The following is a 13672-nucleotide window of genomic DNA, read 5'->3' as shown; positions in this document are numbered from 1 at the left end:
AGACGACCTCGACCTCGGCGCCGTCGGACAGCCTGGCATTGCCAGCGGTTACCACCATGCTGCCCGCGGCCAGGCCCTCGCGCAACTCGACCTTTCCGTCAACACGCTTGCCGATGCTGACGCGCAGCTCGCGCACCTTCTTGCCATCGAGCGTGTAAACCAGCGCGCCCTGGCCCCGCTGCACGATGGCGGATTCAGGCACCATGACAGCGTCCCGTGCGGCCCCCCTGACGGTGACCCGCACGAGCAGGCCGGGCCTCAGCCGCATGTCCTTGTTGTCGAGCTCGGCGCGGACCTGCAGGGCACGGCCATTGACGTCGATCACCGGGTTCAAGGCCGAGATGGTGGCCATGAAGCGCTCGCCCGGCAGGGCATCGGCGGTGAGCTCCACCTCCGTCGCGGCGGCGGCGGCGGCCTGCTGCAGTTCGGGCACGGAGAAGCTCGCCTGCAGCCGCTCCACCTTGTCGAGCTGCACCAGCGGTGTTCCCGCGGTGACATAGGCGCCCTCCGAGATGGCGCGGAAGCCGAGCGTGCCGGAGAAGGGCGCCGCGATGGTGAGCTTGGCAAGCCTCACCTCGGCGGATTCGACCGCGGCACGGGCCACATCGCGCGAGGAGAGGGCCTCCTCATAGGCGCTCTCGGCCACGTTGCCGCTCAGGCGGAGCTTCTGGTTGCGGCTGTAGTTGGCCTCCGCCAGCCTGAGCCGCGCCTGCGCCTCGACCAGATCCGACGTCGCAAGATCGGTATCGAGTTGAAACAGCGGCGTTCCCGCCGTGACGGCAGCGCCGTCCTCGAACAGGACCTTCGCAACCCGCCCGCTGGTTTCGGGCGCGATGGCGACGCTTTCATCCGCCAGAAGCGTGCCGATGGCGGAGATATCATCACTCAACCGTAACGTCACGGCGGGCGCGGTCTCAACCGGTGCAGGACCCCTGCCCGGCCGCCCACCACCTGCACGCGCCGGTGCCTCACCCTTCACCGCCACGGCCTGGAGACCGGTCAGCGCGGCGAGATCGATACCGTAATGGCGCACGCCGAAAGCGGCGGCCGCCACCAGCACCACACCCGCGAGCAGAAGAGCCCAGATTTTCATGAAGTCACGCACCTTTTGGGGGCAGACCCTAGGACGTTCTGTCCGCCGCTGCCAGATACGTCCGCGTCATGCGGCCGGACTAGCGCGCGTTCCGACCAGGTGGAATCACCTGGTCGAAAAGAACTCGCGCGCGGTCTTGTCCATTCCGTCTGCCGTGGCGGTTTCCGGCTTGGCTTCACGCCGGAAGCCGCGATATGTGCAGGACAACAGACCGAGTCGAGGAAGGATCCCGCCCATGAAGACCCGCGCCGCCGTCGCCTTTGCCGCCGGAAAGCCGCTTGAGATCGTGGACGTGGACCTTGAGGGCCCCAAGGCTGGCGAGGTGCTGGTCGAGGTGAAGGCCACGGGCGTGTGCCACACGGACGAATTCACCCTCTCGGGCGCCGATCCCGAAGGCCTGTTCCCGGTGATCCTCGGGCATGAGGGGGCGGGTGTCGTGGTGGATGTCGGGCCCGGCGTCACCTCGGTGAAGGCGGGCGACCATGTCATTCCCCTCTACACGCCCGAATGCCGCCAGTGCCCGTCCTGCCTGTCACGCAAGACCAACCTCTGCACCGCGATCCGCGCCACGCAAGGCCAGGGCCTGATGCCGGACGGCACCTCGCGCTTTTCCTACAAGGGCCAGAAGGTCCACCACTATATGGGCTGCTCCACCTTCTCCAACTACACGGTGCTGCCGGAGATCGCGCTGGCCAAGGTCAACCCCGCCGCCCCCTTCGACAAGATCTGCTACATCGGCTGCGGTGTAACGACGGGTGTCGGCGCCGTGGTCAACACGGCCAATGTCGAAGCAGGCGCCACCGCCATCGTCTTCGGGCTCGGCGGCATCGGCCTTAACGTGATCCAGGGCCTCAGGCTGGCGGGCGCCGACATGATCATCGGCGTCGACATCAACCCCGCCCGTAAGGAATGGGGCGAGCGTTTCGGCATGACACATTTCGTGAACCCCTCAGATGTCGAGGGCGATCTCGTCGCGCACCTCGTCAACATGACGAAGCGCGGCGCGGACCAGATCGGCGGCGCGGACTACACCTTCGACTGCACCGGCAATGTGAAGGTGATGCGCATTGCGCTCGAGGCTTGCCACCGCGGCTGGGGCCAGTCGATTGTCATTGGTGTTGCCGGTGCGGGCCAGGAAATCGCCACGCGCCCGTTCCAGCTCGTCACCGGCCGGGTGTGGAAGGGCACGGCCTTCGGCGGCGCGCGCGGGCGGACGGATGTTCCCAAGATCGTCGACTGGTACATGTCGGGCAAGATCGAGATTGACCCGATGATCACCCACACCATGCCGCTCGACGACATCAACAAGGCCTTCGACCTGATGCATGAAGGCAAGTCCATCCGCAGCGTGATCCTGTTCTGATGGCGCTCGAGACGAAGTCGCTGTGGAAAAGCCACGGCGGAACGCAGGGTGTCTACACCCACCTCTCAGACGCCTGCGCCTGCCCCATGACCTTTGCGGTCTTCGTGCCGCCGCATGAGCCTGGCAGCAAGCTTCCCGTCCTCTGGTACCTCTCCGGCCTCACCTGCACCCATGCGAATGTGATGGAGAAGGGCGAGTACCGGAAGGCGGCGGCGGAGCTTGGCATCATCATCGTCTGCCCGGACACCAGCCCGCGGGGCGAGGGTGTGCCGGACGTGGCCGATGACTGGAAGCTCGGTTGTGGTGCTGGCTTCTATGTCGATGCGACGGTGGAACCCTGGTCGCGGAACTATCGCATGGCGACTTACGTTACGGCGGAGCTACCCGCCCTTGTCGCGGCGGCCTTCCCCATGGCGGACATGGCGCGGCAGGGCATCTTCGGCCATTCCATGGGTGGCCATGGCGCGCTGGTGCTGGCCCTCAGGAACCCGGACCGTTACCGCAGCTGCTCCGCCTTCGCCCCGATCGTTCATCCAATGGCGGCGGAGTGGTCCCGCGGCGCATTCACGGCCTATCTCGGGCCCGATGAGGCAGCCTGGCGCGCGCATGATGGCGTGGCGCTGATTGAGGACGGCTTTCGGTTTCCGGAGCTGCTGGTCGATCAGGGCACGGCCGACAGCTTCCTCGACACCGGTCTTCGCCCGTGGCTCCTCGAGGAGGCCTGCAGCAGGGCAGGCATGGCTCTGAAGCTGCGCATGCAGCAGGGCTATGACCACTCCTATTTCTTCATTTCCAGCTTCATGTCCGACCATTTGTCGTGGCACGCCACCCGGCTGAAGGGCTGATCGGTAAAATCCACCCAACCAGGCCCGAAAAAACTGCGTCAGAATGACGCATTCTTGACCAAAGGTTAGGTTTAGAAAATTTTGCCGGATTTATCCGGCCAAGCCTCTCATTCCACATCATTTTTCCAGCTTTACACAATCTTCATTTGCAACATCTGCCAATACCGTATCTAGATCAGAATCGGACCAAAACACCGCAATCTGATGGTCCAATTTGATCTAAGTCATTTTTGGCGATTTAAATCGTTTAAGTTGTGCATTAGTTTCCCACAGAGAACGATTTTGGGGAATGGAGCAACCAGAATGCGACCTACACTTTCTGACGTAGCGAAAATGGCGGGTGTCTCGGTGGCGACGGCCTCCCGCGCCCTGAGCAATCCTGACCTGGTGGCGGACAGCACCCGGCGGGCGGTACGGGATGCCGCGGCATCCTGCGGCTACAAGGTCAATCTGGTGGCCCGCTCCTTGCGCATCCAGCGCACCAACACGCTTCTGGTGCTGCAGCCGTGCATCGACAACGCCTTCTATCCCGCCGTGCTGCGCAGCATCGAGGAAACCTCGCTGGCCTACGGCTACTCGGTCATGGTGGGGTTCACCGACAAGAGCGAAAAGCACCGCGAGGCCTATGCCGACCTGATGAGCAACGGCCGGGTCGACGGCGTCATCATCATTGACGGTGGTGCCGGGGTGGATGGGATCACGGGTCCCAAGCCCGAGGTGCCGGCGGTGCAGGTGCTCGACCTGGTCTATGGCGGGGCGGTGCCCGCCGTGCGGGTGGATGACCAGCAAGTGGCAGACATCGCAGTCAGCCACCTCGCCAGCCTCGGCCACAGGCGCATCGCCCATATTTCGGGGCCGGAGCAATCTATACCCGCCATGGACCGGAAAAGGGGCTTCTTGGCTGCCATGGCGAAGCTCGGCCTCGCCGTGGACGACGATCTCGTGAAGCCGGGAAACAACCAACGCAAGGGCGCCGCGGAGGCCATGAAGCACTTCCTGTCGCTGTCGAAGCCGCCAACTGCGGTGTTCGCCGCCTCGGACTGCATGGGCTGCGCCGCCATGGACGTCTGCCGTGACCGCGGGATCAGCGTGCCCGGCGACATCTCCTTCGTCGGCGCGGATGACACGGCCGAAGGCGCATGCGCCTACCCCGCGCTCACCACCGTTCATGTGCCGCGCTCGGCCATCGGGGCGCATGCCGCCGAAAAGCTGATCGGGATCATCCGCGGCCAGGGCGGTGTTCCGCATGACACGGTGATGCCGGTGGAACTGAAGCTGCGCGCCAGCCACGCGCCGTCCAGGACGGCGGTGGCGGCCTGAGCCGCCCCTACTTCTCGTAGTGCTGCGCCACCAGCCGGTCGAGGAGGCGCACGCCCCAGCCTGAGCCCCAGCTCTGGTTGATGGCGGTGCGGCCCGCGTCCATGGCCGTTCCCGCAACGTCGAGATGGGCCCACGGAACGCTGTTGACGAAGCGCTGCAGGAACTGCGCCGCGGTGATCGATCCGGCATGGCGGCCGCCGATGTTCTTCACATCGGCCACGTCATGGTCGATCATGCGGTCATACTCTGTCGCCAGCGGCATGCGCCACACCTTCTCGCCCGTGGCATAGCCCGCGTCCGACAGGCGCTGGGAGAGTTCGTCATTGTTCGAGAACAGGCCCGCATGCTCCTTGCCGAGCGCAACGAGGATGGCGCCGGTCAAGGTCGCAAGGTCGACCATGAAGCGCGGCTTGAAGCGGTCCTGCACGTACCACAGCACATCCGCCAGCACGAGGCGGCCTTCGGCGTCGGTGTTGAGAACGGCGATGGTCTGGCCCGACATTGATGTGACGACGTCACCCGGGCGCTGGGCCTTGCCGTCCGGCATGTTCTCAACGATGCCGATGGCGCCAACGGCATTGACCTTCGCCTTGCGCTTGGCCAGCGCCATCATCAGCCCGGCGACGCAGGCCGCGCCACCCATGTCACCCTTCATGTCCTCCATACCCCCGGCGGGCTTGATCGAGATGCCGCCGGTATCGAAGGTGACGCCCTTGCCGATAAAGGCCACGGGCCGTTCGCTGGCCTTGCCGCCCTTCCATTCCATGACCACCATGCGCGCCTCATGGGCAGAGCCCTGGGCCACACCGAGAAGCGCGTTCATGCCGAGCCGCTTCATCTGGGCCGGCGTCATGATGGAAATCTTGACGCCGAGCTTCGCCAGCGGCCGCATGCGCTCCGCGAATTCAACGGGATGCAGGTGGTTGGGCGGCTCGTTGACGAGATCACGCGCGAGATGCACGCCATCTGCCACGGCATCGAAGGCGGCAAAGCGCTGACGCGCGCCGCGCGCGTCCGTGGAGAGGATGCTCACCTCCTTCAGCGGCATGGCCTCGGGCTTCTTCGACTTGTAGCGGTTGAAGCTGTAGACCCTCAGCCGGACGCCCGAGGCGATCAGTGCTGAGGACTCGCGCGGCGCAAGCCCGCCGAGCTCAAGGCTGGCAGCGATCGCCACCCGGTCAGCCTTGATGGCAGTGATGACGCCGGCCGCAGCACCGCCCAGCATCTCAAGATCGAGCGGGCGCAACGAGGCGGGCGCCCCGAGGCCGAACAGGACGATGCGTGTCCAGCCGCCGCCCGGCGCCACGAGGTCGAGCGTCGTGTCGCGCTTGCCAGTGAACTTGGCCGCCGCCATCGCCCGGGTGATCTGCGCGCCGGTGCGCTGGTCGGCATCGGCTGCGAGACCCTCAAGCCCCTTGCCTTCGGCAACGAGGAGGACGAGTACGCCGGTTTTCGGAAGGACGGGAGAAACGAAGCTGATTTTCATGGATATCCCTTGCGGAGTTCTTCCGTCTCATAGCCGCTTTCGGGCGTAATGGAAACGCGCCCTTTTCGCAACGTCACGTAGATTTCATTAACCATGCTGCGACTGTGGTCCACCACAATCGCCATCCTGCTCCAGTATGACCCCAACTCAGGTCTTCCCGGCCCCCGGGAAAGCCGTTAAGACTCGATGAAATTCTGCATCAGGGGCCAGGTGGCAAAAAATTTACGAAGCCTTGGACGGCGGGGCGGTGCTGGGATGCATGTGTGCATTCTCGGCCTGCTGGCCGCTGCCGGCCTTGCCCTGTTCCCGGCCGCCGCCCATGCGCGCATGGCGGATGCCCCGGAATTCGTGGCGCCCGTCGACGATGCCATCCCGAAGGGCACGCGCGTCGACGTCGTGGCCGAGAAGCTTCAGTATGACGGCCGGTCGGACGTGGCGACCGCCACAGGCACCGTGCAGCTCACCTACGGCCCCTATGTGCTGACCGCCACCAGGGTCGTCTACGACATGAAGAGCGGCACCTTCAGCGCCAACGGCTCGATCGTGCTGCGCGAGCCCAACGGCAATGTGATGGAAGCCGAGTTCGCGGAACTGAAGGACACCTTCCGTGAAGGCTTCGCCCGCCATGTGAGGGCGCTTCTCACCAATGATGTGACGATCACGGCGCAGTACGCCCGCCGCTTCGAGAACGGCATCACGATTTACGAGAAGGCCAGCTACACCGCCTGCGTCGATTGCGTCAGCGAGGGCGGAACGCCCGCCTGGCAGATCGTGGCGCGCGAGGCCAAGCACGACCTGCAGGAACGCACCATCTATTACACCAACGCGCGCCTCGAGCTGGGCGGCGTGCCGGTATTCTGGACGCCCTACCTCGCCTACCCGGACCCGACGGTGAAGCGGCGCAGCGGGTTCCTGCTGCCCTCCTTCTATTCCGGCCATGCCGGCTTCGGCGTGAGGACGCCGTTCTTCTGGGACATCGCCCCCAACATGGACCTGACCTTCTCGCCCCTGTGGACCACGCAGCAAGGCGTGCTGGGCGACGTCGAATGGCGCCACCGCCTGTCATCGGGCATCTATTCGGCGCGGGTCTGGGGCATTTACGAGCTCGAAGGCAGCGACAACGAGGATGTGAGCCGGAACTGGCGCACCGCCGGGCGGACCAAGGGTGACTTCGACATCAACACGACCTGGAGCTGGGGCTGGGACGCCACCACTGTCAGCGACCGTGACTTCCTTTCGGACTACGACCTCGACGACCGCGACATGCTGGCGAGCAACATCCAAGCCACCGGCCTGTCAGACCGCAACTATACCAAGGCCCAGATCATCGGCTGGCAGACACTGTCTGACTCGGATGACCCGGAGACCATGCCGGTGGCGCTGCCCTTCATCCAGGGCGATTATGTGCTGGAGCCCGAGGTGCTGGGCGGCGAGGTCAGCGTGCGCTTCAACGCCTATTCCCTGCAGCGCCAGGAATCGGTCGACGAGCCCGATCTCGCCCTCGAACTCGGGACCCACCAGACCCACGCCATGGGCTATGCCGAATGGAAGCGGCGCATGATCACGGGCGCCGGCCTGGTGGTGACGCCCTTCGCGCAGGTCCGCTCGGACGCCTATTTCTCCCAGGACGTGCCCGGGAGCGAGGAGAACGAGGAAACCGACCTCTTCGCCACGCCCTCGGCAGGCTTCGACGTGCGCATGCCGTTCATCGCCAGTCACGGCTCGGTCCAGAGCGTGCTGACCCCGGTGCTGCAGGTGATCGCCGCCCCGTCCGAGGAGCATGACGACGACAACGCCAACGAAGACGCGATCACCCTGAACTTTGACTCGACCAGCCTGTTCCTGAGTGACCGCTTCACCGGCTATGACCGGCGCGAGGGCGGTGTCAGGGCCAATGCCGGCATCAACTACACACTGCTCGGCGAGAACGGCACCTTCATCCGCACGAGCTTGGGCGAGAGCTTCCACATCGCGGGCGAGAACAGCTTCACGGCTGGCTCCGGCCTTGATGGCGCCTCCTCGGACCTGGTCGGCGCCGTCGCACTGCAACTGAACGAGCATGCGACGCTGGGTTACCAGGCGCGGGTGGAAGAGGACCTTTCGCGCATCAACGTCCAGGAGGCGACCCTTGGCCTCACTTTCGACCAGTTTTCCGGCTCTCTGAGCTACGCTGACATTGCGGCGGCCGCCAATTACGGCCGGCCGGAGGATGCCCAGCAGATCTGGGCGGACGGCACCTACCACATCGACGAGGTGTGGAGCGTCTTCGGTGGCGTCCGCTATGATTTGGAGGAGAGCAAGGTGATGGAAAACTCGATCGGCGCCGCGTTCGAATGCGACTGCATGAAGGCCGAGATCCAGTATTCGATGTCGCGTGACAACTATGACGAGTCCGGCAGCGGTAGCAGCGGCACGGACCATCGCATCGAACTCGGAATCGAGCTGAGAACGATCGGCGCCATCGCGGGCGGGTTCAAGCTCTGATGAAGATGTGGCGGAGCATTCTGGCGGCGGCGATCGCCGCTCCCTTGGCTATTTGCGCGGTCGCAGGCTATGCCGGCAGCGTCAGGGCCGAGACCCAGGGCATCGTGGCGGTTGCCAATGATCAGCCGATAACCGAACGTGACATCAGCCAGCGCATCGAGCTGCGCAAGATCCTGGGCGACCTCCCCTCCGGAGGCATGACCCGCCAGCAGGCGCTGCAGAACCTCATCGACGACCAGGTGAAGATGCTCGAGGCCAAGCGCCTCATGATGATTCCGCCGGACTCGGAAGTCACGCAGCGCATCGACCGGATCGCCAAGGGCATGAAGCTCTCGCGCAATGAGCTTCTCGCCAGGCTCAAGAAGGCGGGAATCAGCGAAGCCAACTTCCGCCGCTATCTTCAGTCCACGATCGCATTCAGCCGTATCGTTTCCGCCAAGTACCGCGAGGCGGTGCAGGCGACGCCTGCGGAGGTCGACGCCAGGATGGCCGAGATCAACAGGACAGTGAACGCGCAGATGAAGAAGATCATGAGCGACCCGCGCATGCGGGGACTCACGGTGTACTCGCTCATGGAGATCAGCCTGCCGATCGACGGCCAGGACCCCATGCTGTTGCAGTCTCGCGCCATCGAGGCGCAGCAGGTGTTGAAGCGCTTCAACGGCTGCGGCAATGCCCGAAAGGCAGCCGAGGGAATCTTCAACGTCAAGTTCGGCAAGCAATTCGAGGCCGACGGCGCCAAGCTGCCCAAGCCCATGAAGCAGGCGCTGGACAAGGCGGGCAAGGGCCGCGCCATCGGACCCATGCGCGGCAAAAGCGGGATCCAGCTCGTGGCGCTGTGCGGGGTGCGCACCATCACGCCGCCCAAACCCGACTTCGATATGCCATCGCGCGAGCAGGTGGAGCGCCTGGTGATCAACGACAAATACGACAAGATCGAGGAAGACTATCTGAAGATCGCGCGCGAGAACGTTTACGTTGAGTATCGCAACGCGAACTACGCCCAGCAGTGACGGTCAGATGGCGGCGGCACCCCTCGTCCTGACCACAGGCGAACCGGCAGGCGTGGCACCCGACATCACCGCCGCCGCCTGGCGTGCGCTGCGCAACGAACCGTCATGCGCCTTCTTCCTGCTGGGGGACGCCGGCTACTGGCAGGCCCGCAACCCTGACCTTCCCATCGGGCGGATCGCAGAGCCCGCCGGCGCGGCCGGGATGTTCGCCGCCGCCCTCCCCGTCCTGCACCGGCCTTTGGCGCAGCATCCCCGGCCCGGGGTCATCGCGCCCGGAACGGCAGCCCAGGTGATCGCCGCGATCGACGAGGCGGTTGAGCTTGCCTTCGCCGGCAAGGTGGCGGGGATCGTCACCAACCCGATCCAGAAGGACGCGCTCTATGAAGCCGGGTTCCGGCATCAGGGCCATACCGATTACCTGGCGCATTTGTCAGCCCGCCACGGCAGGCCCGTACAGGAAGTGATGATGCTGGTGGCGGATGGCCTGCGGGCCATTCCGGTGACCGTGCACATCGCATTGAAGGACGTGCCCTCGCAGCTGACGAAGGAGGCGATCCTTGCGCAAGCACGGGTTACCGCCAGGGACCTGCAGCACTACTTCGGCATCACGCAGCCGCGCCTGGCCTTCACCGGCCTCAACCCGCATGCGGGCGAGAACGGGGCAATGGGACGGGAAGAAATCGAGATCATCCGCCCGGCGCTGGAAACGCTGAGGCAGGAAGGCTTCGACGTTGCGGGCCCGCTCTCCGCCGACACCGCCTTCCACGCCGAGGCGCGCGCCACCTATGACGCGATCCTCTGCATGTATCACGACCAGGCACTCATCCCGGTGAAGACGCTGGACTTCCACGGCGGCATCAATGTGAGCCTCGGCCTGCCCTTCATCCGCACGTCGCCAGACCATGGCACGGCGCTCGGCATCGCCGGGACGGGCCGCGCCAACCCGAAGAGCCTTATCGCCGCGATCCGGATGGCGGCCCTGATGGCGAAGGCCGCCTCGTGAGCGAGGACCAATTGCCGCCGCTGCGCGAGGTGATCGCGCGGCACGGCCTCGCCGCGAAAAAGGCGCTGGGGCAGAACTTCCTGTTCGACCTGAACCTCACCCGCCGCATTGCGCGTGCGGCGGCACCGCTCGACGGTGGCACGGTGATCGAGATCGGCCCCGGCCCCGGAGGGCTGACGCGGGCGCTGCTGCTCGAGGGTGCGACACGCCTCGTCGTCATCGAGCGTGACGCGCGCGCCATCGCAGCACTGGAGGACATCGCCTTGGCCTTTCCGGGCCGCCTGACCATCATCGAAGGCGACGCGCTGGAGACGGACTACGAGGCCCTGGCGGAAGGCCGCCCGGCGAAGATCGTGGCCAACCTGCCCTACAACATCGCAACGCCCCTGCTGGTGGGCTGGCTTTCGGCCAAGGCATGGCCGCCCTTCTTCGCCTCGCTTACCCTGATGTTCCAGAAGGAAGTTGCCGAGCGCATCGTCGCCCGGCCTGGCGGCAAGGATTTCGGGCGGCTGTCGGTCCTGAGCCAGTATCGCTGCACGGCGCGGAAGCTGTTCGACGTCAACCGCTCCGCCTTCACGCCGCCGCCCAAGGTCACCTCCTCGATCGTGCAGCTGGTGCCCCGGGCATCGCCACTGCCCGCCTGCCGCCTCGACGTGCTGGAGCGCGTGACCGCCGCCGCCTTCGGCCAGCGCCGCAAGATGCTGCGCGCGAGCCTGAAGAGCCTGGTGCCCGAACCGGAGCCCATGCTGGCCGAACTCGGGATCAATCCGGAGGCAAGGGCCGAGCAGATCGAGGTGGAGGCCTTCGCGCGGATCGCCGCGCACCTCGGGTAACAGCCAGGCCTACAGTGTCTTCGTCAGCCCACGGACGAAATCGGTGAGCCCCACCTGCCGCCGGCGGCGCAGGCGTTCGGCGGTGAGGATTGCTTCAATTTCCACACTGGCCTTGCCAATGTCGTCGTTGACGATCACGTAGTCATACTCGGGCCAGTGGCTGATCTCGTCCGCCGCCTTGGCCATGCGCTTGGCGACGGTGGATGCTGAATCCTGGGCCCGCCCGATGAGGCGCTCACGCAGCTCCTCCGCCGAGGGCGGCAGGATGAAGATCCGCACGAGATCGTCCTGCATCGCCGCGCCGAGCTGCTGGGTGCCCTGCCAGTCGATGTCGAAGAGCACGTCGCGGCCGGCCTGGAGCGCCTCCGCCACCGGCCGCCTCGGCGTTCCGTAAAAATTGCCGAAGACCTCCGCATATTCGAGCAGGTCGCCGCGGTCCCGGAGCCTGCCGAACTCCTCATGCGTGATGAAGTGATAATCCCTGCCGTTGACCTCGCCCGGGCGGGGCGCGCGGGTGGTGACGGAGACCGACATGGTGATCATCGGATCGGCGGCAAGCAGCCGCCGGGACAGCGTGGTCTTGCCCGCCCCCGAGGGCGAAGACATGACGAGCAGGAGGCCGCGGCGCTGGATATGGGTCATGGCGTAGCTTTCTTCATTCGATGTTCTGGACCTGCTCGCGCATCTGGTCGATCACGGTCTTGAGGTCGAGGCCGATCAGGCTCAGCGAGCGGTCGGACGCCTTGGAGCACAGCGTGTTGGCCTCACGGTTGAACTCCTGCGCGAGGAAATCGAACTTGCGCCCGATGGCCTCATGCGCACCGAGAAGCTGGTGCGCGGCCTCGACGTGGGAGTCGAGCCGGTCCAGTTCCTCCTGGATATCGGCGCGGGTGGCGGCCAGCACCGCCTCCTGGTGCAGCCGGTCCGGGTCGAGGGCTGCGCCCGTTTCCAACAGGCGGGCGACCTGCTCGGCAAGCCGGGTGCGGATCGCATCGGCCGACCGCGCAGGACTTGCGCGGGCGGAATTGCCAAGCTCCGCGATGCGCGCAACCTGCTGGGTGAGAATCGCGTGGAGCCGCGCGCCCTCCTCAAGCCGGGCGGCGCCCAGCGCCGTGAGCGCCTCGCCAAAGCTTTCGAGCATGGCGGCGTGGCGGCGTTCGGCCTGGGCCTCATCCTCGGGAACGCTCGCGACCTCGACCACGCCCCGGATGGACAGCAGAACATCCGCCCGCAGCGGCTCGCCACCGATCCGGGCGCGCAGGGCCTCGCCCGCCGCCACCAGCCGGTCGAGGATCTCCTGGTTGAGGCGCACCGTCTCGCGCTGTACTGCGCCGCTGACGCTGAGCGAGACCTGCAAATTGCCGCGCTTGAAGGCGGCGGCCAGTGCTGCGCGCACCGGCAGCTCCAGCGCCTCGAAGCCGGGCGGCAGGCGCAGGCGCACATCCAGCGCCTTGCCGTTCACGCTCTTGATCTCCCATTGCCAGTAAAGGCCCTGGTGCTCGCCCGAGCTGCGGGCAAATCCGGTCATGCTGGAGATGGGCATCGCCGTCCCTGAAAGGTGAATCAGGCGAACATGTTTAGAACAGTTCGGCCAACCGGCAAACCGTTCAACGCGCCGGACGAAGCCGGGGTATCACCGCCGGGCGGCCCTCGACCATGACGATGGTGCCAGGCGCCAGATCCGCCTTGGTGGCCTCGGCAGGCTTGGCAGGCTGGGCAGGCTTTGCAGGCTGGGCAGGCTTTGCAGGTTGGGCGGGGGCGGCCTGAGCCTGCTGCGCTTCCATGGTTTCGGTCACGGCGGCGAGGGGGCCCTCAGTGTCAGCGGCGGCGGCCCCGGCCGGCTGCTCCGCGGTGGCGGCGGCGTCTGTTTCCCCGGCCTCCTCGGCGGCAGCGGCGGCAGCGGCGTTGCCCTCGATCTTGCGCCACTTGCGCACATTGCGGTTATGCTCGGCAAGCGTCGCCGCAAAGGCATGGCCGCCGGTGCCGTCGGCCACGAAATAGAGATATTTGGTGGGTGTGGGGTTCAGCACCGCTTCCAGCGCGGCACGGCCCGGGTTGGCGATGGGGCCCGGCGGCAGGCCATCAATGCGATAGGTGTTGTATTCGGTGGCCGTGTCGATGTCCTTGCGGGTCAATGCCCGGTCCAGCCGCCCCTTGCCGCCGGTGATGCCATAGATGATCGTCGGGTCCGACTGCAGCCGCATGCCCTTGCTCAGCCGGTTCATGAACACC

At 65.8% G+C, this 13672-nt stretch carries 12 protein-coding genes; 7 read left to right on the top strand and 5 right to left on the bottom strand.

The genetic code is table 11. The features are described from left to right. On the bottom strand, nucleotides 1–1093 hold a 1093-nt coding region (locus ACILRA_RS10860), incomplete at its 3' end, for an efflux RND transporter periplasmic adaptor subunit (RefSeq protein ID WP_395662119.1). Between the two features lie 235 nt (nucleotides 1094–1328). On the opposite strand from ACILRA_RS10860, the gene ACILRA_RS10855 reads away from it, so the two are divergent. The 3 genes from ACILRA_RS10855 to ACILRA_RS10845 all read left to right on the top strand — a co-directional run bounded on the left by ACILRA_RS10855 (nucleotide 1329) and on the right by ACILRA_RS10845 (nucleotide 4621). Next, nucleotides 1329–2456 carry an S-(hydroxymethyl)glutathione dehydrogenase/class III alcohol dehydrogenase gene (locus ACILRA_RS10855; protein ID WP_395662118.1) on the top strand — a complete coding sequence of 376 codons (1128 nt, stop codon included), beginning with the start codon at nucleotides 1329–1331 and terminating at the stop codon, nucleotides 2454–2456. Next, on the top strand, nucleotides 2456–3301 hold the full coding sequence (fghA, locus tag ACILRA_RS10850) for an S-formylglutathione hydrolase (protein ID WP_395662117.1): 846 nt from the start codon (nucleotides 2456–2458) through the stop codon (nucleotides 3299–3301). Before ACILRA_RS10855 ends, fghA begins: the two co-directional genes overlap by 1 nt. Nucleotides 3302–3604: 303 nt before the next feature. Then, nucleotides 3605–4621: a LacI family DNA-binding transcriptional regulator gene (locus tag ACILRA_RS10845; protein WP_395662116.1), complete on the top strand. Its 1017-nt coding sequence runs from the start codon at nucleotides 3605–3607 to the stop codon at nucleotides 4619–4621. A 7-nt stretch (nucleotides 4622–4628) separates the two neighbouring features. On the opposite strand, the gene ACILRA_RS10840 is transcribed toward ACILRA_RS10845, so the two are convergent. Then, on the bottom strand, nucleotides 4629–6107 hold the full coding sequence (locus ACILRA_RS10840; protein WP_395662115.1) for a leucyl aminopeptidase: 1479 nt from the start codon (nucleotides 6105–6107) through the stop codon (nucleotides 4629–4631). Between the two features lie 255 nt (nucleotides 6108–6362). Here ACILRA_RS10840 and ACILRA_RS10835 point away from each other — a divergent pair, with 255 nt between their 5' ends. Genes ACILRA_RS10835 through rsmA form a run of 4 tightly spaced genes read left to right on the top strand, consistent with a single transcriptional unit; the run spans nucleotide 6363 to nucleotide 11440 of the window. Next, a complete protein-coding gene (locus ACILRA_RS10835) occupies nucleotides 6363–8591 on the top strand; it encodes an LPS-assembly protein LptD (RefSeq protein WP_395662114.1) in 2229 nt (742 codons plus the stop codon). Beyond that, complete coding sequence (locus ACILRA_RS10830) at nucleotides 8591–9604, top strand: SurA N-terminal domain-containing protein (protein ID WP_395662113.1); 1014 nt, start codon at nucleotides 8591–8593, stop codon at nucleotides 9602–9604. Before ACILRA_RS10835 ends, ACILRA_RS10830 begins: the two co-directional genes overlap by 1 nt. 7 nt (nucleotides 9605–9611) lie before the next feature. After that, on the top strand, nucleotides 9612–10607 hold the full coding sequence (gene pdxA, locus ACILRA_RS10825) for a 4-hydroxythreonine-4-phosphate dehydrogenase PdxA (protein ID WP_395662112.1): 996 nt from the start codon (nucleotides 9612–9614) through the stop codon (nucleotides 10605–10607). Then, the gene (gene rsmA, locus ACILRA_RS10820) at nucleotides 10604–11440 is read left to right on the top strand and encodes a 16S rRNA (adenine(1518)-N(6)/adenine(1519)-N(6))-dimethyltransferase RsmA (protein WP_395662111.1); all 837 of its coding nucleotides are present in this window, start codon (nucleotides 10604–10606) and stop codon (nucleotides 11438–11440) included. The genes pdxA and rsmA overlap by 4 nt, the downstream gene beginning before the upstream one ends. A gap of 9 nt (nucleotides 11441–11449) precedes the next feature. Here rsmA and gmk read toward each other — a convergent pair whose 3' ends face one another. The 3 genes from gmk to mltG form a co-directional block, all read right to left on the bottom strand. Continuing rightward, on the bottom strand, nucleotides 11450–12082 hold the full coding sequence (gmk, locus tag ACILRA_RS10815) for a guanylate kinase (protein WP_395662110.1): 633 nt from the start codon (nucleotides 12080–12082) through the stop codon (nucleotides 11450–11452). Between the two features lie 13 nt (nucleotides 12083–12095). Further along, nucleotides 12096–12968: a YicC/YloC family endoribonuclease gene (locus ACILRA_RS10810; protein ID WP_395662109.1), complete on the bottom strand. Its 873-nt coding sequence runs from the start codon at nucleotides 12966–12968 to the stop codon at nucleotides 12096–12098. A gap of 79 nt (nucleotides 12969–13047) precedes the next feature. Next, the coding region (gene mltG, locus ACILRA_RS10805; protein WP_395662108.1) for an endolytic transglycosylase MltG at nucleotides 13048–13672 on the bottom strand (625 nt) is incomplete at its 5' end.

The organism is Aestuariivirga sp. (genome assembly GCF_044239095.1).
GTDB lineage: Bacteria > Pseudomonadota > Alphaproteobacteria > Rhizobiales > Aestuariivirgaceae > Aestuariivirga.
Note: the sequence above shows the minus strand (reverse complement) of the source record. Positions and strands in the feature narration are given on the sequence as shown.

Coding starts and splice junctions, on each gene's coding strand:
- ACILRA_RS10855 (WP_395662118.1), top strand. CDS start 1,329: ATGAAGACCCGCGCCGCCGTCGCCTTTGCCGCCGGAAAGCCGCTTGAG.
- fghA (WP_395662117.1), top strand. CDS start 2,456: ATGGCGCTCGAGACGAAGTCGCTGTGGAAAAGCCACGGCGGAACGCAG.
- ACILRA_RS10845 (WP_395662116.1), top strand. CDS start 3,605: ATGCGACCTACACTTTCTGACGTAGCGAAAATGGCGGGTGTCTCGGTG.
- ACILRA_RS10840 (WP_395662115.1), bottom strand. CDS start 6,107: ATGAAAATCAGCTTCGTTTCTCCCGTCCTTCCGAAAACCGGCGTACTC.
- ACILRA_RS10835 (WP_395662114.1), top strand. CDS start 6,363: ATGCATGTGTGCATTCTCGGCCTGCTGGCCGCTGCCGGCCTTGCCCTG.
- ACILRA_RS10830 (WP_395662113.1), top strand. CDS start 8,591: ATGAAGATGTGGCGGAGCATTCTGGCGGCGGCGATCGCCGCTCCCTTG.
- pdxA (WP_395662112.1), top strand. CDS start 9,612: ATGGCGGCGGCACCCCTCGTCCTGACCACAGGCGAACCGGCAGGCGTG.
- gmk (WP_395662110.1), bottom strand. CDS start 12,082: ATGACCCATATCCAGCGCCGCGGCCTCCTGCTCGTCATGTCTTCGCCC.
- ACILRA_RS10810 (WP_395662109.1), bottom strand. CDS start 12,968: ATGACCGGATTTGCCCGCAGCTCGGGCGAGCACCAGGGCCTTTACTGG.